17 protein-coding genes and 1 other annotated feature are annotated in these 18,436 nt (G+C 42.1%); all 17 genes read left to right on the forward strand.

The features are described from left to right. Positions 1-94 precede the first annotated feature (94 nt). Positions 95-1,006, forward strand: a complete 912-nt coding sequence (locus AC4PHB_RS02775) for a hypothetical protein (RefSeq protein WP_492137147.1) — start codon at positions 95-97, stop codon at positions 1,004-1,006. Between the two features lie 60 nt (positions 1,007-1,066). Further along, the gene (locus AC4PHB_RS02780; protein WP_492137148.1) at positions 1,067-1,930 is read left to right on the forward strand and encodes a fumarate hydratase; all 864 of its coding nucleotides are present in this window, start codon (positions 1,067-1,069) and stop codon (positions 1,928-1,930) included. A gap of 18 nt (positions 1,931-1,948) precedes the next feature. After that, positions 1,949-2,497, forward strand: a complete 549-nt coding sequence (locus tag AC4PHB_RS02785) for a Fe-S-containing hydro-lyase (protein ID WP_492137149.1) — start codon at positions 1,949-1,951, stop codon at positions 2,495-2,497. A 13-nt stretch (positions 2,498-2,510) separates the two neighbouring features. Beyond that, positions 2,511-3,686: an NAD(P)-dependent malic enzyme gene (locus AC4PHB_RS02790; protein ID WP_492137150.1), complete on the forward strand. Its 1,176-nt coding sequence runs from the start codon at positions 2,511-2,513 to the stop codon at positions 3,684-3,686. Positions 3,687-3,715: 29 nt separating this feature from the next. Then, positions 3,716-4,762, forward strand: coding sequence for an Ldh family oxidoreductase (locus AC4PHB_RS02795; RefSeq protein ID WP_492137151.1), 1,047 nt, complete (start codon positions 3,716-3,718; stop codon positions 4,760-4,762). Between the two features lie 205 nt (positions 4,763-4,967). Next, positions 4,968-5,924 (forward strand): 3-dehydro-scyllo-inosose hydrolase, encoded by a 957-nt coding sequence (gene iolN, locus AC4PHB_RS02800; protein WP_492137152.1) that lies wholly within the window; start codon positions 4,968-4,970, stop codon positions 5,922-5,924. Positions 5,925-5,956: 32 nt separating this feature from the next. Beyond that, positions 5,957-6,616, forward strand: a complete 660-nt coding sequence (locus AC4PHB_RS02805) for a nitroreductase family protein (RefSeq protein ID WP_492137153.1) — start codon at positions 5,957-5,959, stop codon at positions 6,614-6,616. 20 nt (positions 6,617-6,636) lie between these two features. Continuing rightward, positions 6,637-7,077, forward strand: coding sequence for a hypothetical protein (locus tag AC4PHB_RS02810; RefSeq protein ID WP_492137154.1), 441 nt, complete (start codon positions 6,637-6,639; stop codon positions 7,075-7,077). A gap of 104 nt (positions 7,078-7,181) precedes the next feature. Next, positions 7,182-8,282, forward strand: coding sequence for a Bug family tripartite tricarboxylate transporter substrate binding protein (locus tag AC4PHB_RS02815; protein WP_492137155.1), 1,101 nt, complete (start codon positions 7,182-7,184; stop codon positions 8,280-8,282). Between the two features lie 156 nt (positions 8,283-8,438). Further along, positions 8,439-8,924: a tripartite tricarboxylate transporter TctB family protein gene (locus tag AC4PHB_RS02820; protein ID WP_492137156.1), complete on the forward strand. Its 486-nt coding sequence runs from the start codon at positions 8,439-8,441 to the stop codon at positions 8,922-8,924. 17 nt (positions 8,925-8,941) lie between these two features. After that, positions 8,942-10,417 (forward strand): tripartite tricarboxylate transporter permease, encoded by a 1,476-nt coding sequence (locus AC4PHB_RS02825; RefSeq protein ID WP_492137157.1) that lies wholly within the window; start codon positions 8,942-8,944, stop codon positions 10,415-10,417. A gap of 20 nt (positions 10,418-10,437) precedes the next feature. After that, positions 10,438-12,138, forward strand: a complete 1,701-nt coding sequence (locus tag AC4PHB_RS02830; protein ID WP_492137158.1) for an aldehyde ferredoxin oxidoreductase N-terminal domain-containing protein — start codon at positions 10,438-10,440, stop codon at positions 12,136-12,138. 10 nt (positions 12,139-12,148) lie between these two features. Further along, entirely contained in the window at positions 12,149-12,376 is a 228-nt protein-coding gene (locus AC4PHB_RS02835; protein WP_492137159.1) for a hypothetical protein, read from the forward strand. Positions 12,377-12,410: 34 nt separating this feature from the next. Then, positions 12,411-12,785 (forward strand): cupin domain-containing protein, encoded by a 375-nt coding sequence (locus AC4PHB_RS02840; protein WP_492137160.1) that lies wholly within the window; start codon positions 12,411-12,413, stop codon positions 12,783-12,785. Positions 12,786-12,902: 117 nt separating this feature from the next. After that, positions 12,903-14,882 carry a sigma 54-interacting transcriptional regulator gene (locus tag AC4PHB_RS02845; protein WP_492137161.1) on the forward strand — a complete coding sequence of 660 codons (1,980 nt, stop codon included), beginning with the start codon at positions 12,903-12,905 and terminating at the stop codon, positions 14,880-14,882. 78 nt (positions 14,883-14,960) lie between these two features. Further along, positions 14,961-15,506, forward strand: a complete 546-nt coding sequence (locus AC4PHB_RS02850) for a CDP-alcohol phosphatidyltransferase family protein (RefSeq protein ID WP_492137162.1) — start codon at positions 14,961-14,963, stop codon at positions 15,504-15,506. A gap of 31 nt (positions 15,507-15,537) precedes the next feature. Continuing rightward, positions 15,538-15,744: a binding site (T-box leader), on the forward strand. A gap of 38 nt (positions 15,745-15,782) precedes the next feature. Continuing rightward, positions 15,783-18,428 (forward strand): valine--tRNA ligase, encoded by a 2,646-nt coding sequence (locus AC4PHB_RS02855; protein ID WP_492137163.1) that lies wholly within the window; start codon positions 15,783-15,785, stop codon positions 18,426-18,428. The last annotated feature ends 8 nt before the right edge of the window (positions 18,429-18,436 follow it).

Consider the following 18,436-nt stretch of genomic DNA (forward strand, 5'->3'; position numbering starts at 1 on the left):
AAACCAAATCTGAAGTTTCGGCATGATTTGGTTGTCGCGGCCAGCTGAACACTCAGCAAATCTTTACAAAAAAATTTATGGAGGTTGTTGCAAAATGATGGAGAAAACCCGAGAGTTCTTAGTAAAAATCGGTTTGCCTGCCGGCGATGCCGATAACTGCCCAACATCTGATAAAAGGTTTCCAGGTGGAGCACATTTTGGGATCGAGGTTCCAACGATAAACACTGCAGTAGCGTGTAAGTCACTTATCGAAGAAGCTGAAAGACTTGGTATCCAGATAAACAGAGTAGATGAAACCTACGGAGCATTCAGACATACCTTTACCGAATTGAAGGAGTATGCAGCAATATGTAAAGCACATGGTGCCGGTCTCAATATGTCCATAGGACCAAGAGCTGCTTATGACACATCAGCGACCAGGCTTAGCGAGCAAGGCAGAGTAATAGCATATAGACTAAGAGGACAGGAACAAGTAGCAAGAGCAATAGAGGATGCTAAGAGAATCGCTGAGGCTGGCATAAGAGGGCTTATAGTATATGACGAAGGACTCCTTTGGGTACTTAATGAAGCTAGAAAGATGGGGGAACTCCCTTCAGAAATGAAATTCAAGAACTCAGCGCACAATGGTCAAGGAAATCCAGCAAGCTTTAAGCTTCTACAGGACCTTGGTGCAGATTCTATCAACCCTGTCAGAGACCTGTCGATACCAATGCTGGCAGCTCTCAGACAAACAGTAGACGTTCCTTTGGATCTTCATACCGACAATCCACCAGGATCAGGAGGATTCATAAGAGTATACGAAGCTCCTGAAATGGTAAGATGCTGTGCGCCTGTATTTCTTAAGACTGGTAACTCCTGCGTTTCCGGTCATGGCCAGCTGACAACTGCTTCAAATGGTATAGACATGGCAAGACAAGCACATATCGTACTTGAGATGGTTCACAGATATTATCCTGAGGCAATTCAATTGAAGGCTGGAGAGGCTGAGCCGCAAATAGCCGACTAACATATTCCCAACCGATTATCTCTCCTGCTTGACTCGGTCTTGCAGGGGAGATAATTATATATGAAAGGAAGAGATTTGATGAGGGAAATAAACGTTCAAAAAATAACAGATGAAATCGAAAGATTATCAATTGAATCCAATTACTACCTTCCTCTTGACGTCAAAAAGGCACTTGAGGATTTTCTTGAGAAGGAGGAGTCGCCTCTGGGGAGAGACACACTTCAGGATATCCTTAAGAACCAGGAAATTGCAAGGACCAAAAACGTACCAATATGTCAGGATAGTGGACTTGCCGTAGTATTTTTGGAGCTCGGGCAGGATGTAAGATTGGTTGGAGGTCAGCTTAATGAGGCTATAAATGAGGGAGTGCGAAGAGGTTACGAGAATGGCTATCTAAGAAAGTCAGCGGTTGATGATCCTTTCTTTGAGAGAAAGAACACGAAGGATAACACTCCTGCTATAATCCATACAAAGATCGTTCCTGGGGAAAACATCAGGATAATATTCGCACCAAAAGGTGGAGGGAGCGAAAATATGAGCGCATTGGCAATGCTTAAGCCTTCTGATGGCGTTCAGGGTATAAAAAAATTCGTGCTTGATACAGTTGATAAAGCAGGCTCAAATCCTTGTCCTCCAATCATAGTAGGTATCGGTATTGGTGGAACTATAGAAAAAACAACCTTGATTGCAAAAGAAGCCCTGCTAAGGACAGTTGGGGAGCATCATCCAAATCCAATCGTAGCAAAGGTTGAGGAAGAACTGCTTGAGGAAATCAATAACCTGGGAATTGGACCTCAAGGCTTCGGAGGAAGAACCACAGCATTAGCAGTCCACATAGAAACCTTCCCAGCTCATATCGCAAGTATGCCGGTTGCAATTAATATCCAGTGTCATGTTGCTAGACATCAGGAAACTGTTATTTAAGTGTTGGAGGTGATAGGAATGGCTAAAATTGTAAATACTCCATTGACAGAGGAAACAGCAAAAGCCTTGCGGGCTGGTGACAGGGTCTTACTCAATGGGATCATTTATACAGGAAGAGATGCAGCACACAAAAGATTGGCTGAGATGCTTGACAAAGGTGAAGAGCTTCCAATGGATATAAAGGATCAGACCATTTACTATGTTGGACCATGCCCGGCAAAACCCGGGCAGGCTATAGGATCGGCTGGTCCAACCACAAGTGGCAGGATGGATGCTTATACTCCTCAGCTTATGGATGCAGGGTTGAGGGGTATGATAGGTAAAGGACTTAGAAACAAAGCTGTCGTCGATTCCATAATAAAGCATAGTGGAGTCTATTTTGCTGCCATTGGAGGAGCTGGGGCATTGTTGGCTGAGGCTATAAAGGAAGCTGAAGTAATAGCATTCCCAGACCTGGGCGCGGAAGCAATATATAAGCTTAGGGTTGAAGATTTCCCGGTAACTGTTATTATTGACTGCGCAGGAAACGACTTATATAAGTCAGGTAGAGAACAATATAAAAAATAGGACGGTGTTGAAAATGTCACTAAGAGACGACGCATTGAAGCTTCATAGAGACAATAAAGGCAAGTTGAACGTGGAAAGCAAGGTTCCGGTCACAGATAGAGAAAGCTTAAGTCTAGCATACACACCTGGAGTTGCTGAACCTTGCAAAGAGATACATAAGAATATAAATGACGTCTATGAATATACATCAAAAGGAAACATGGTTGCGGTCGTATCAGATGGAACTGCAGTTCTAGGACTAGGAGATATAGGTCCTCACGCAGCTCTTCCAGTCATGGAAGGCAAGGCTGTTCTATTCAAGGAATTTGGTGGAGTGGATGCATTTCCAATTTGCGTAAATACAAAGGATCCGGATGAGATCGTTAACCTTGTATGCATGATAGAGCCAGCCTTTGGAGGAATAAACCTAGAGGATATCTCTGCTCCAAGATGCTTTGAAATAGAGAATAAGCTTAAGGAAAAACTTGATATACCTATATTCCACGATGACCAGCACGGTACTGCTATCATAGTTCTTGCCGGACTGAAGAATGCTTTAAGATTAACGGGCAAGAAGATGGAAGATCTAGTTGTAGTAATAAATGGAGTTGGCGCAGCAGGAGTAGCTATAGCTAAGATAATTCTGAACATTGGCGTAAAGGACATGCTTCTAGTAGATAGCAAGGGGATAATATATAAGGGTAGAAAAGATGGAATGAATTGGGCTAAAGATGAAATGGCAGAAGTAACCAATAAGGATCTGAAGATGGGAGATTTAGCCGAGGCGATGAAGGGATCCGACGTATTCATTGGAGTTTCTCAGGCTAATATAGTAACTGAAGAAATGGTAAAGACTATGAATGAGGATGCGATAATATTTGCAATGGCGAATCCGGTCCCAGAGATCGATCCTGACCTTGCAAAGAAAGCGGGTGCAAGAGTTGTTGGCACTGGAAGATCTGATTATCCTAATCAAATAAACAATGTCCTTGCATTTCCGGGAGTATTCAGAGGAACCTTCGACGTGAGAGCAAAAGAGATCAACGAGGCCATGAAGATAGCAGCAGCTGACGCTTTGGCAGGACTTATAGCTGACGATGAACTAAAAGAAGATTATATAATACCTTATCCATTTGATAAGCGAGTAAGACCTGCTATTGCAGAGGCAGTAGCTAAAGCTGCAAGGGAAACCGGGGCAGCCAGGATCTAGTCCAAATAATTAGAAAGGAGTTGTCCTATATGGAACAACCCATATTATATGACTTGAATACCTTAAATGATTTTTGCATAGATGTTCTTACAAAAGCAGGAGTGAAGCTGGAGGAAGCAGAGATAATTAGTGATACTCTACTTTTTGCTGAGCTTAGGAATATCAAATCCCATGGAATAGTAAGACTTCCAACCTACGTCAAAAGACTCGAGAATGCAGCTGTAAATCAGAACGCTGATATGAAATTTCTCGAGAACAAAGCAGCAGCTGTTTCTGTACTGGATGCCGACAATGGCATGGGGCAGGTAGCTGGCTATAAAGCTATGAAAGCAGCCATAGATATGGCAAGGATATATGGAGTAGGCTTAGTAGCAGTTAAGAATAGCAATCACTTTGGAGTGGCCTCGTACTTTTCGATGCTGGCATCAAGGGAAGATATGATCGGACTCGTAATGACAAACGCATCGCCGGCTATTGCGCCCTTTGGGACAAAGACCCCCTTATTGGGAACCAATCCTCTTACTGTCGCAGTTCCAGCTAAGAAAGGGAAGCCCATAGTATTGGATATGTCCATGTCCACGGTAGCCAGGGGAAAAATAAGAATGGCAGCGCTTCAAAATAAGGAGATGCCTCTTGATTGGGGATTAGATAAGGATGGCAATCCTACAGCTGATCCATCAGAAGCTCTTTTAGGCAGTCTTGTCCCAATAGGTGGTGTTAAAGGATCAGGACTTTCTTTGATCATAGATTTACTGACTGGAGCATTAACAGGTACCTCTTCTCTTGGAGAAGTCAAGAATATAACAGATATGAGTGGACCATCTAAGACAAGCCACCTTTTTATCGTTATCAATATTGGCGCTTTTATGGTGATAGAAGAGTATAAGGAAAGGGTAGACGATGCCATTTCGAAGATCAAGTCTCTTCCCCCAAAAGGGGATAATGAAATATTCATGGCAGGTGAGATCGAGCAAAATCTCATGGAAAAAAGACTTGCTGAGGGGATACCGGTAGATGTTGAGGTAGTGGCTGAGTTAAACAAGCTTGCTCTTGATTATGATGCAGTAAGACTTTAGATATTTCAAAATAAAACGGTTTATTATCACATTAAATCAATAAACATTTCAAATTGAAACCCAGCGATTTGATTGACCTGATAGATATTTAACTAATCTGAAAATTTCAAAATCGCTGGGCTTTTACTCAAATGCATCAAGTTGGCATTAGACTTGCATATATTATAATACAGAAATCGCTAAATACTTCAAGGAGGTGTCTTAAGTGAAATATGAAATATCAAAAGGTTCAATGGATAAGGCTGATAAGGTCTATTTCCAGAACATGACCGGTAAACAGGTCAAAGAAAGGCTTAAGGAAAACGATATTATTATCATCCCAATAGGCAGCACTGAGGCTCACGGAGATGGTCAGTGCTTTGGAGAGGATACATTTCTCGTAACAAGGATGGCAGAAACTGTTGCAAAAGTCACAGGCTGCACTGTCTCCCAGCCGATTTGGTTTGGATCCCATCCATGGGCACATATGGGTATGCCTGGAACTATTGTTATACCTGAAGAAACCTTTACAAACTACTTAAGATGTATTTTCGCTGGCTTCTGGAATGCTGGCTTCAGAAAAATGATACTGCTGAATGGACATGGTCAGGAATATGTAATACCTAATGCTATACATCAATTCGGGAAAATATGGCAGGTGCCTGCTATTATAATGTTTGTAAACTGGCCAACGGTTATTCCTAACTACTTAAAAGATAAAGCTCATGGAGGACCTTTTGAAACTCCTTTTGCACATGCAGATGAGGTTGAAGCATCATATTCATTAGCTCTTTTCCCCGAGATGAACAGTATGGCGGATATGGTCGATTCCAACCCTGTCAGCAAATGGCCAAAAGGATGGATCGACAAGGGAGGAGACGTCTACCAGTCACCGATTCCTGGGCATGCACAAATAGGTGCTGGAGGTCTTGAGGTCAAGGTTTATCCAGAGGCCGTTATTGGGAAGCCATCCTTAGCTGATGCCAAAAAAGCTGAAGAAGGTCTGGAGGTATTATTTGATTTCATGGTTGCTTTACACGACGAAATAAAAAGACAATATCCTGTTGGTAAACTTCCACCGATTGAAACCGCATCTGAAAAGCCACGGGAATTGGTAGAGGAAGTTATTAGAGGACCATTAAATGGTGGCAGAAGCATTTACGCCATTCATCATCCGGTATAGAAGGTAGGTTATTGTAGAAGGAGGTTCATGATATGACGGAGATCAACAAAGAGTTTTGGCAAGTCGTATTGGATAGACGAAGTATCAGGAAATATACTAATGAGCAAGTTTCAGAGGAAGACATCAGACTTATCATGGAAAGCGCCAGACAAGCTCCATCTGGTGAGAATGCTCAGCCATGGAGATTCATAATAGTCAAGGACCAAACTAGCAAGGACTTCCTTTCGGTTGTCGGTAAAGGAGGCAGCGGGAGAAGATTTACAGGTGAGTATCTAAGTAAGCATATGCAAACCAGGTTTGAAGCTTTGGAGGATGAAGATAAAAAAAGAGCGGCTTTTAAGAAGCTGACATCTGGAAGTGTTTCTGCCTTCGTTAATCAGGCAGCCTTCGATATTCTAGTATTGGGGAAAAAGGAAGTGTGGGATGCACCGTTCGACACCTCTGCTGCAATTGAAAATATACTTTTGACTGCTGCAAGTCTGGGACTGGGAGCATGCTGGCTTGTCGCTCCTTGCATTGATATAAGAGATGAGCTCAAGATGAAGGAATATTTCAAGGTCCCGGAGGACTATAAGCTTTATGCCATTCTTGCAGTCGGAGTCCCGGGAGAAACGAAGAATCCAAGACCGAGACTTCCGTTGAATGAGCTAGTTTTCAAAGAAACCTTCGGGGAAGCATATTACGAGGAATAATCATAGAGGAGGTTGGCAAAGTGAGTGATATCGGAAAATTGAAGGATCAACTTCTTTATGAAGTTCAAAAAGCCTTCTATGATGAGAGAGGCAAGGGTGCAAGATATCGATTGACATTAGTAGGAGTAGAATATATTTTGTCTGAGCTTGGAGAAAAAGCCTACGAGAAGGCCGTTCTCTTGCAGTGGATGAAAGAGAAGGGATTCTTCGAGGATATTGAGTACATTGAGGATGAATTTGTTTTCAAGGCAAAGGTCAAGAATTGTTGTCTAATGGGGATAAGAGAAGGATTTAACAGCAGGGGAATGCAGCCATTGAGCTGCCCGATCGGTAATATGATAATGAACGCTCTAGAACATGAAAATGGGTTCGCTCCGGAACTAATGCCTATAGATATGGATGGTAGCTATTGCGGTCTGAGCTGCGCTAAGGCAGGTACATCCGACGTAGTAGGAGACTAGGTATATATTCCATTTATATACAAAAAAAGTTAAGGGGGAATGAAATCAGGTAAGTCGGGTTATAAAAGAGGAAGGCAGAGAAATCCAAATTAGGAGGTATAGGAATGAAAAAGTTTAGGCTGATGTACTTAATGCTTGCGATGCTGATTGTAGTATCTGTCGCACTCGCAGGATGTGCTCAGGAACCAGCGCCCGCTCCAGCTCCAGAGCCAGCACCTGCTGAAGAGCCAGCAGAACCTGCAGAACCAGCAGTAGACCCTGCAGTCGCAAATTATCCAGAGAGACCGATCAACGCAACTGTTGGTTTTGGAGCAGGTGGACCTACTGACGTAATTGCAAGAGGTATTGTTCCAATATTGCAGGAAAAGGTCGGAGTAGGTATAGCGATTACCAATACACCTGGTGCTGCCAGTGCTACTGCCGCTTCATTCGTACTTAATGCAAAGACTGACGGTTACACTCTATTCTTCGGATCAGAGATCATGTCCGTATGGCAAACAATGGGTACAATGGATATGAATCCAATAAGAGATTTTATTCCCATAAAGCTAGTTGCCGAAGCGACTCCAGTTATGGCAGTACCACCGGATTCACCATTTAACAGCGCTGAAGAGGTGATTCAATATGCTATAGATAATCCTGGAGAATTGACTATCGGTACCGCTGGGCCGGGAACTGTTCCTCATATAAGCGGTTTGCTTCTTGAGCAATACCTGGGAGCGAAGTTTACATTTGTTCCATTCCAAGGAGGCGGCCCGGCTATAACAGCTGTTATGGGAAGTCAAGTAGATGCAACGATAGAAATGGTACAATCCATGGTAGAAGCACACAAAGCTGGAAATCTTAAGATATTAGCATCATTTACTAACGACCCGATACCCGGTCTTGATGATATTCCTACAATAGGAAAACTATATCCTGAAATGGCTCCATTCGTACCATACGGACCTTATTTTGGACTGTTTGCAGCAAAGGGGACGCCAAAAGAGATAACTGATCTTCTCCAAGCAAAAATGGAAGAAGCAATGGCTGATCCAAGATGGACTGAGTATACAGATAGATTATTCCTTACTAGAATAGACTATAGCGGACAGGAAGCTATTGACTATTTGACAAAGTGGACCTCCAAGGCAGCATGGTTGCTATACGATACAGGAGCTGCTCCAAATTCCCCTGCTGATTTTGGCATAGAAAAACCACAATAGACTTATCTGACTTATCAGTGACAGCCTTTTGCTAAGGTAAAAGGCTGTCAAATCTCATAGTTTATCTCTTACAAAAAGATTGTGATATTTTCATAAAATCATTACTGATCCTACTGACTAACACAGATAAACCTTTATTAGGGGGTGCACTAAAAAGTGAAGAAGATCAAAGTAATTGATCTTACTATATATCTTTTTATCGGAGCTGTAGTAACGACAATTCTAGGCAGTATTTTCAATTGGGTAAACAAGGATGGAATAAAAATTTTTGAGACTACCTCGCCGTTGATTTACCCATTTCTTATAGGAGCTGCGATGTTTATTTTCCTGGTTGCGACAATAATAAGCGACCTTAGAAACATAAGTAAAGAGGAGACTTCAAAAGAACACAAGGGCGAGCTTGCACATGACGTTTTGATGGCAGCAGTCTATGCAGGTGGTGTCTTGATATACTCTATTGTAGTGCCAAAATTAGGATTTATAATGGGTACAATCGTATTTCTAGTGATTACAATGATGATAATGAACTATGAGGAGTTGAATTTAGGAAAGAAAGCTTTAAAAGCAGTAGTGATATCATCAGTAACGGTACCGGTCTTGCATTTTGTTTTTTATGAGATTTTCAAAGTAATGCTACCGTAGAAAGGGGGTTCCAATAATTGATCGAGTATGAAATGATCTACACATTATATATTTTAGTGGGTGCTATAATTGGCTTGATAATGGGAGCCTTGCCTGGATTGACAGTTACTATGACAATTGTTCTAGTTGTATCTTTGACTTTCGGCTGGGAAATGATACCTGCGTTAGCATTTATAATAGGGGCATTTGCAGGGGGTGTAGTAGGAGGATCGATTTCTGCAATTGCATTAAATATTCCTGGTACTGCAGCTGCTGTTTCAACTGTATTTGATGGATATCCTCTTAAATTAAAGGGAGAAGCAAATAATGCTTTAGGTATTTCTTTATTCGTTAGTTTAGTAGGTGGAATATTCGGATTGCTTGTATTAGCTCTCGTAGGCCCTCTGCTTGGTAAAATAGCATTAAAGTTTGGACCGCAGGAGTATTTTCTTATAACTATGTGGGGAATAACTCTCGTTGCAGTACTTAGCCAAGGTAGAATGAGTAAAGGTCTGGTGGCAGCATTTTTGGGAGTATTCGTAGGGATGATTGGTATGGACCCTATAACTGGCCTAATGAGATTTACTTTTGGTACCAGAGTATTAAGTGGTGGTGTAAATTACATAGCTGCAATGATAGGCCTCTTTGGAATGAAAGAAGTATTTGTTCAACTTAAGAAATCAAAAACTCTTAGGATAGACGAAACCTACAGTATAAAAGATCTTTTCCCCAAGTTTAAGATAATAAAGACCTTGATACCCACTATGACCTGGTCGGCCGTTATAGGCTGGATAATAGGTCTCTTGCCTGGAACAGGCGGTGATATTGGGTCTTTGGTAGCATATGGGACAACTAAAAGCTTAATAAAGAATCCAAGCAGACCATTTGGCCAAGGTGCATACGAGGGTGTAGCAGCACCTGAGACGGCAAATGATGCTGCAATAGGAGGAGCATTGACAACGATGTTGACTCTTGGGATTCCTGGTGATTCCGTAACAGCAGTAATAATCGGAGCTTTCTATATGCATGGATTAATGCCAGGGCCTACTTTTATGTTAGTAAATAAGAACTATTTCTACTATATTCTGATATTCCTTGCAATAGGGACTATTATGTCATATGTCCTTGGATTGTTTGGTGCCAACCTTATGCTTAAGATGTTGAAATTCCCTAAGTGGGCTATAGTTCCCGTAATATCTTTGCTTTGTGTAATCGGCTCCTATGCACTAAACAATAATATGAACGATGTAATAATAATGGTTTTCTTTGGATTTGTAGGATACTTGTTTGAACGCAGCAATTATCCTGTTTCACCGATAGTTCTTGGAATAATTCTGGGTCCAATGATTGAAACCAACTTCAGGCAAGCTCTAATAAGCTCCAAGGGTTTTGTACCTTTGATGACTTCATTTGTAACAAGGCCTTTGGCTTTGATTATCCTTGTGTTGATAATTGGTTCCTTCATTCTTCAGAGCTTCACTATGAAGTCTGCAGTAAAGCCTGAAGGAGAGTAAATAGTAGAGGGGGGATATTTATGGGCAAAATCTTGAGAGTCAATATGTCAACATCAGAGGCAGGTTCTAAGCGGGAGGAGAAATACGACTTTCTGGGTGGAAGAGCCTTATCATCAAAGCTAATACACGATGAGGTACAGGCAAACTGCGAACCGTTGGGTAAAAATAATAAACTGGTGTTTGCTACCGGAGTACTGTCAGGCACTATAGCTTCAAGTGCCAGTCGAATATCAGTAGGTGCTAAGAGCCCGCTTACCAAGGGGATCAAGGAGGCTAACTGCGGAGGAGTTGCAGGAGCAAGAATATCTAAGTGTGGCTATCAGGCAATTGTAATAGAGGGAAAAGCATCCTCAGGGACCTGGGTTCTAATAGTCGATAAGGATGGTCCGAGGCTTGAGGAGTGGAGCGAGCTTAAAAGCAAGGGAACCTATGAGACAGTTTCCAGACTATATAAGAAGTTTGGAGGAAAGGTAGGTATACTCTGCGTTGGGCCTGCTGGCGAAAGAGGTCTCAGAGGAGCTTGCATTGCCTCCACTGATCCTCATGGCGAGCTTAAGTTTGCTGCAAGGGGTGGCTTGGGAGCGGTCATGGGATCTAAGGGTCTGAAGGCGATAGTGGTCGATGACTCTGACTGTGATCAAATTGAATATAATGACAAGGATCGATTTATCCAAATAGCAAAGGATTTTAATAAAAAGCTGGCAGGAGACCCGAAAACTAAAGACATTTACCACAACTATGGCACTACAGCAATCGTCAAAGCAGTAAATGGTATGGGAGCTCTGCCAACAAACAGCTTCAGATTCGGATCCAGTGAGCACGTCGAGAATCTAAGCGGTGAGAAGATGAATGAGCTGATCAAAGCACGTGGTGGAGAGGGAAAACTTGCAATTTCATGTATGGATATATGCGCCATAAGATGCAGCACAGTTTATCCTGATGAAAACGGTAAGAAGATAGTATCCACAATGCAGTATGAGAATATAGCGCTATTGGGCTCTAACCTTGGTATGGACAACCTGGATTCTGTTGCAAGATTAAATTACGAGATAAACGATCTAGGCCTTGACACGATCGAGACAGGATGCGCCATAGGTGTGGCTCTAGATCAGGGCTATGGGAGATTTGGAAGCGAAGCGGACTGTATGGCTCTGATCAAGGAGATATGGAGAGATACACCTATGGGAAGAATGTTGGGAAATGGAGCTCAAATAACAGGCGAGGTGCTGGGAAGCGAGAGAATACCAACAGGGAAAGGTCAGGGATTTGCAGGTTATGATCCAAGAGCTCTAAAGGGAAACGGGGTTACCTATTCCATGTCTACAATGGGCGGAGACCATACTGCAGGAAACTGTTTCGGATCAAGAGGAACAGTCGACCCACTTGGGACAGAAAAACAGGGTGAGCTTTCAAAACTTCTTCAAATTCAGATCGGTACTTTGGATTGCATAGGATTATGTATGTTTGCAAGAGGCCCGTTGTTTGCTGAACCTCATCTTTTAGCAGAGATAGTAAATACAAAATGTGGTAGCAACTACGATAAAGATACCATTTGGGACCTGGCTGTTGAAACCCTTAAATTGGAAAGGGAGTTCAATATAAATACAGGTCTGAGCCCTGCTTACGATAAGCTCCCGGAATACCTGTATGATGAACCACTAAGTCCAACAAATGCAGTGTTTGACCTTTCTGAGGAAGAAATGAAAAAGGCATTGATCTAGGGATGATAGAATGGTCAAGATAAAGCTGCACTTATCATTTGTTGAAAGAACTGGAAAAGAGGAATTCGAGGTTGTTCCGGGTTTAGATAAGGATCTTCTGGGATTCCTGGCTATTTATGGCATCAGGTCTGATGAGGTAGGAATGGTGGTCGCTGATGGTAGATGGAGAAATCCGGTTGATGTAATTATCGATGAATACTCAGTTATTGAAGTATTCCCCCACCTTGAGGGTGGTTGAATAAAGAACATACAGTTTGAAAGGAGACAGACAAATGGATAAACCAAAGGTTATAGTTAGAGAGGCTGATATAGCAGGAGAACTTAAAACGCCATACCCCAGAGTGTCTAAGATATTAATAAGCGAGCATACAGTTGGTGCCACGAAAATATCAATGGGAACTAATGTAACAGAGCCCGGCAGCAGGATCCCTTTACACAGGCACACAGATTCTGAGGAAGCGATGTTTGTAGTCGAGGGAACAGGCAAATTGATAGTTGGCGACGAAGAGTACGATCTTTATCCAGGTACTGCAATTTTCTCCCCATTGGGAGTTGACCATACCATAATGAACACAGGAGATACCCAATTTAAAATAGTCTGGGCATATGGTCCTCCTTTGGAAGCACATCTAAAGAAAGAAGACTAAGGACGAAGCTTCAGTTTCATCCCCCGCCGCAGGCCTGCCGTCATGGAGGCCTGTTTTCTTTGCTATAGTAGTCTGATAAATTCAGATGTCAATCATAGCTGAAATGAAGTATAATATATGGTAAGAGTCAAGACAAAACAAGGGGTTGGTGGCAGTATGAACGGTAGGATAGTGATAATTTCACCTGATGAAAAATTTACCGAATATGCTCAACAGGTCATAGATGATCTAGGAGAAAATATTGAGGTTTTTGAAGGTTCCTACAGCGAAGGTCTTGGTAAGGCAAGAAAGGCTGTCGAAGATGGAGCCAGCGTAATAATAAGCAGAGGCGGTACAGGCAACCTCATTAAAAAGAACATCGACATTCCTGTTGTAAATATTGATTTCAGCAGCTACGACGTTATTGAGTCCATAGGCAAGGCAGTTCAATACTCAACTAGAATAGGAATTGTGGGCTTTGAAGATCTTTCAAAAGCATATATAAGGGTAAGCGAGGTTTTGGAAAAAACTTTCTCAGCAAAGATTGATATCATAACCATTAAATCTGTACGAGAGATCGACAAGGCTATAACTGAGCTGCACCATGATGGTTCAAGGGTATTTATCGGAGGCCACACAGTAATGGAGGCTATCTATAGTCGACGTATGAATGGCGTGCTTATAGAGACTGGTAAGGAAGCAATCGCTGAAACCATTGGTCATGCAAAGAGGCTGCTTGAGGTCCAACAGATAGAAAAGGAGAAAGCGGCTATCCTAAAGTCAATAATCGACTTTGCTTATGACGGAATACTTGGAATCGACAAAAATGGTATGATAACTGTATTTAATCCAGTTGTACAAAAAATAACTGGTATCAGATATGAAAATGCGATTTCGAGAAATGTTGAGGAAGTAGTAGAGAATACAAGGATGTTGGAGGTCTTGAGAACGGGTGAACCAGAGCTTGGAGAAATACAGAAAATTGGCGATATCTCCATCTTGACTAACAGGGTACCAATCATAGTAGACGAGAAAATAGTAGGTGTTGTAGCAACATTCCAGGAAATTGAAAAAATTCAGAAGATGGAGACTCAGATAAGAGCCAAGCTTCATGCCAAGGGACATGTAGCAAAAACAAAATTCCAGAATATTATTGGTAAAAGCACAGCTATTACTCAGGTAAAGGAAAAAGCACGGCTTTATGCAAAGGTTGACAGCACTGTACTGATACAGGGAGAGACAGGAACAGGCAAAGAGTTATTTGCTCAAAGCATACACAATGCTAGTCTTAGGATCGACAAGCCCTTTGTTGCAGTTAATTGTGCAGCACTTCCCGAAAGTCTTCTTGAGAGTGAGCTCTTTGGATATGTTGAAGGTGCATTTACCGGCGCCAGAAAAGGAGGGAAAACTGGATTATTTGAGCTTGCTCATGGTGGAACAATATTTCTAGATGAGATAAGTGAGATGTCGCCAAATCTCCAGGCTAGATTTCTTAGAGTTATCCAGGAGAAGGAAGTAGTCAGGATAGGAGATGACAGGGTCATCCCTGTCGATGTAAGGATCATCGCAGCAACTAACAGGGATTTATTTAAGCTAGTAGATGACGGTGGATTCAGGGAGGACTTATTTTACAGGCTCAGCGTCCTGAGGCTTTCGATTCCTCCTTTGAAGGAAAGAAAGGAAGACATCTCTGATTTGGCAAGCTACTTTGTAAGAGAGAAGAGCAGATATCTCAACCAAAGAGTGGAGGGTATCGCAGCCGAAGCCTTAGCCAAGCTGATAGTATATGACTGGCCTGGTAATGTAAGGCAGTTGGAGAATTTTATTGAAAGATGTGTGGTTTTGGCTGGGGACAAAAAGATGATTGACTCTCTTATTGCTGCTGAGGCAAGTCATGGAATGCTGGAGTTTGGAAGGGCAAGAGCAGAAAGTTCAGAAGGAAGCAGTTCGTCAAACGACAAGGGCGTGCTTCATCAAATAGAGAATGACACCATACTGAAAGTTTTAGAGGAGACTGAGGGAAACAGGTCTCTTGCTGCAGAAAGATTGGGTATTAGTGTAACGACATTATGGAGAAAGCTTAAATCGATCGAAGAGTCAAATCCAAAAAAAAAGTGATTTATGTTTGACAAAATATATACCATTGGTTAATATCATACTATGTAAAATTATTAACAATCCCTAAAGGAGCCTAATATGACACTTCCTAATGTGATCACCTTTTTTAGAATACTGCTGATCCCGATTTATTTGTTCATATTCTACTCTGGAACTGAGAATAGGGTGCTCCTATCAGGATTTGTGTTTATTCTTGCAGGGGTATCCGATGTAGCAGATGGCTATATTGCTCGGCGATATAATCTTGAAAGCAAGCTTGGAGCTTTGATGGACCCTTTTGCGGACAAGTTGATGAGCTTTACTGTGCTGTTCACCTTTACCTCTGTAGGATTGATTCCTGTATGGGTTCTTATACCAATGCTTATAAAGGAAATGGTAATGATTCTTGGAGGAGGAGTTCTTTACTTGAAGCACAAAAGATCAGTGATACCCTCCAATAAGTTTGGAAAGGTTGCAACTTTTTCATTATATGCTTCGATCCTATCAATAATAACAAAGGTGCCCTTAAACATTTCTTTATTTCTTCTTATATTGACCCTTGCTCTAAATATCCTGGCATTCATTAACTATCTAAAGATATTTAGAAGACTTGTGTTTGTTGAAAAAGGCGAGATTGACAAATAGCTTCCTATATTTTATAATTAGGACAATTATATCAATGGCTGTGATAAAGAGGAGTAATCAGATTCCCTAATAGAGAGCAGGCTCGCTGGTGGAAGAGCCGCAGCAGGAAATTGATGAAGGTCGCTTTTGAGCCTGCAGACCGATTAAGCTAAGTCTGCACGGGGAACCGTTATTTCATATAAGTGCCACAGCTATAGCTGTGGAATTAAGGTGGTACCGCGAACCCTTCGTCCTTACACGGATGAGGGGTCTTTTTTATTATAAGGAGGGGAATCTATGCTAGAAAATTTACCAAAGAATTATGACCCAAAGGAGTTTGAGGACAGACTTTACAAATTCTGGAACGAAAACGGGTATTTTACGCCTGAAATCGACAAAAACAAGAAGCCATACACAATTATGATGCCGCCGCCAAATGTAACTGGAAGCTTGCATATGGGACATGCCCTGAATAATACTATTCAGGATATCCTTATCAGATGGAAGAGGATGGAGGGCTATTCAGCACTGTGGCTTCCAGGAACTGATCATGCCAGTATTTCTACGGAGGCTAAGGTTGTTGAGAAGATAAAATCTGAAGGAAGAAGCAAAGAAGAGCTTGGTAGAGAGGGATTCTTAAAGGAAGCCTGGGCTTGGACCGACATATACGGCGGTACTATTAAAAACCAACTGAAAAAGCTAGGAGTTTCATGCGACTGGACCAGAGACAGGTTTACCCTCGACGAGATGTTGAGCAATGCAGTTGAAGAGGTGTTCGTTAGGCTTTATGACAAAGGTCTGATATACAGAGGAGACAGGATCATCAATTGGTGTCCGAGTTGTCATACGGCAATATCAGATGCTGAGGTAGACCACGAGGATGCTCACGGGTACTTGTGGCATGTTAAATATCCAATAAAAGACAGCGATCAGTTTATAACGATCGCAACAACAAGGCCTGAGACTATTCTGGGAGATCTTGCCGTTGCAGTTCATCCTGACGACGATCGTTACTCTCACCTTGTTGGAAAAACTGCATTGGTTCCAATCATCAACAGAGAGATACCTGTTATAGCAGATCCTTACGTTGAGATGGAATTCGGGACAGGCGCTCTAAAAATTACGCCATCCCATGATCCTAATGATTTCGAAGTAGGAGAAAGGCATGGTCTTGGGCAGTGTGTTGTAATAAATGAAGACGGGTTCATGAATTTCAACGCAGCTGGCTTTGAAGGTCTTGAAAGATTCGAGGCCAGAAAGGCTGTGGCAAAAGCCCTTGAGGAAATGGATTATCTGGATGCAGTAAAGGATCATGACAATGCTGTAGGTCATTGTGAAAGATGCAAAACAATTATCGAGCCCCTTATATCCAAGCAGTGGTTTGTAAAAATGGAGCCGCTAGCTAAGCCGTCATTGGAGGCTTACCATAAAGGTGAACTAAGATTTATACCTGAAAGATTCGGCAAGGTATATACACATTGGCTTGAAAATATAAAAGATTGGTGCATTTCGAGACAGTTGTGGTGGGGACACAGATTGCCGGTCTACTATTGCGATGATTGCGGAGAAATAATTGTATCAAGAGAAAAAACTGTAAGCTGCAGCAAATGTGAAAGTAAGAACATTCGTCAGGAAACTGACACTCTTGATACCTGGTTTTCATCAGCACTCTGGCCGTTCTCAACTTTGGGATGGCCTGAAGATACTGAGGATATGGCTTACTTCTTCCCAACAGATGTGCTAGTTACAGGCTACGATATAATATTTTTCTGGGTAATAAGGATGGTCTTTTCAAGTCTTGAGCAGACAGGAGAGCTGCCATTTAAGGACGTTTTCCTTACAGGTCTGGTCAGAGACTCATTGGGAAGGAAAATGAGCAAATCTCTTGGAAATGGAATTGATCCACTTGAGCTTATCGAGGAATATGGAGCTGATGCTCTCAGATTCACGTTGGTTACAGGCAACACACCCGGTAACGACATGAGGTTTTATACTGAAAGGGTAGAGGCAAGCAGGAATTTTGCCAATAAGCTTTGGAATGCCACAAGGTTTGTGATGATGAACCTGGATGATGGTGCTGAGGATTATACAATTGATCCTAAGGACCTGGAGCCTGAGGACAAATGGATATTGACAAGATTGACCAGAGTTATGGGAGACGTTAAATCTAACCTGGACAAGTATGAACTTGGACTAGCTGCCCAAAGGGTATACGACTTCATTTGGGAGGATTACTGCGACTGGTATATTGAAATGGCAAAGACAAGACTATACGGCGAGAATAAGACCTCAAGAACAACGGCACAGCAGGTTCTTGTATCAGTTCTAAGAGATACTTTGAAGCTTCTACATCCATTCATGCCATTTATTACAGAAGAGATATGGCAGCATTTGCCTGGGAAGTCTGATGCCCTTATAATGGAATCCTGGCCAAAACCAGAAACCGGGTTATTGTTTGAGGAAGCTGAAAAGAGCATAGAGTTTATAAAATCAGCTATAAAAGGTATTCGAAATGCTAGAGCAGAGATGAACATCGTTCCATCCAGAAAGGCAGGACTGATATTTGTTACTGAGGACCAAGCCTTAAAGGAGATCATTTCACAAAGCGAGAAAAAGTTCAGGACATTGGCATCAGCTGATTCAATGTCCTTTGCATCGGATAAAAGTGGCTTTGGAGAGGGATTTGTATCAGTTGTGTTGGATGGATGTGAGGTTTTTCTTCCTCTTGCAGATTTAATCGATTTCGACAAGGAGCTGGAGAGACTTGAAAAAGAAAAAGCCAAGCTAGAGGACGAAATCAAACGCGTTGATGCAAAGCTTTCTAATCAGGGGTTTGTAGCTAAGGCACCAGCTAAGGTCGTGGATGAGGAAAAGGAAAAGCAAGTTAAGTACAAGCAGATGCTTGAAAATGTTCTGGAAAGGATAAATTCCTTAAAGAAATAGCGGGAGGA

It is taken from the genome of Gudongella sp. QWL-04 (assembly GCF_058683975.1).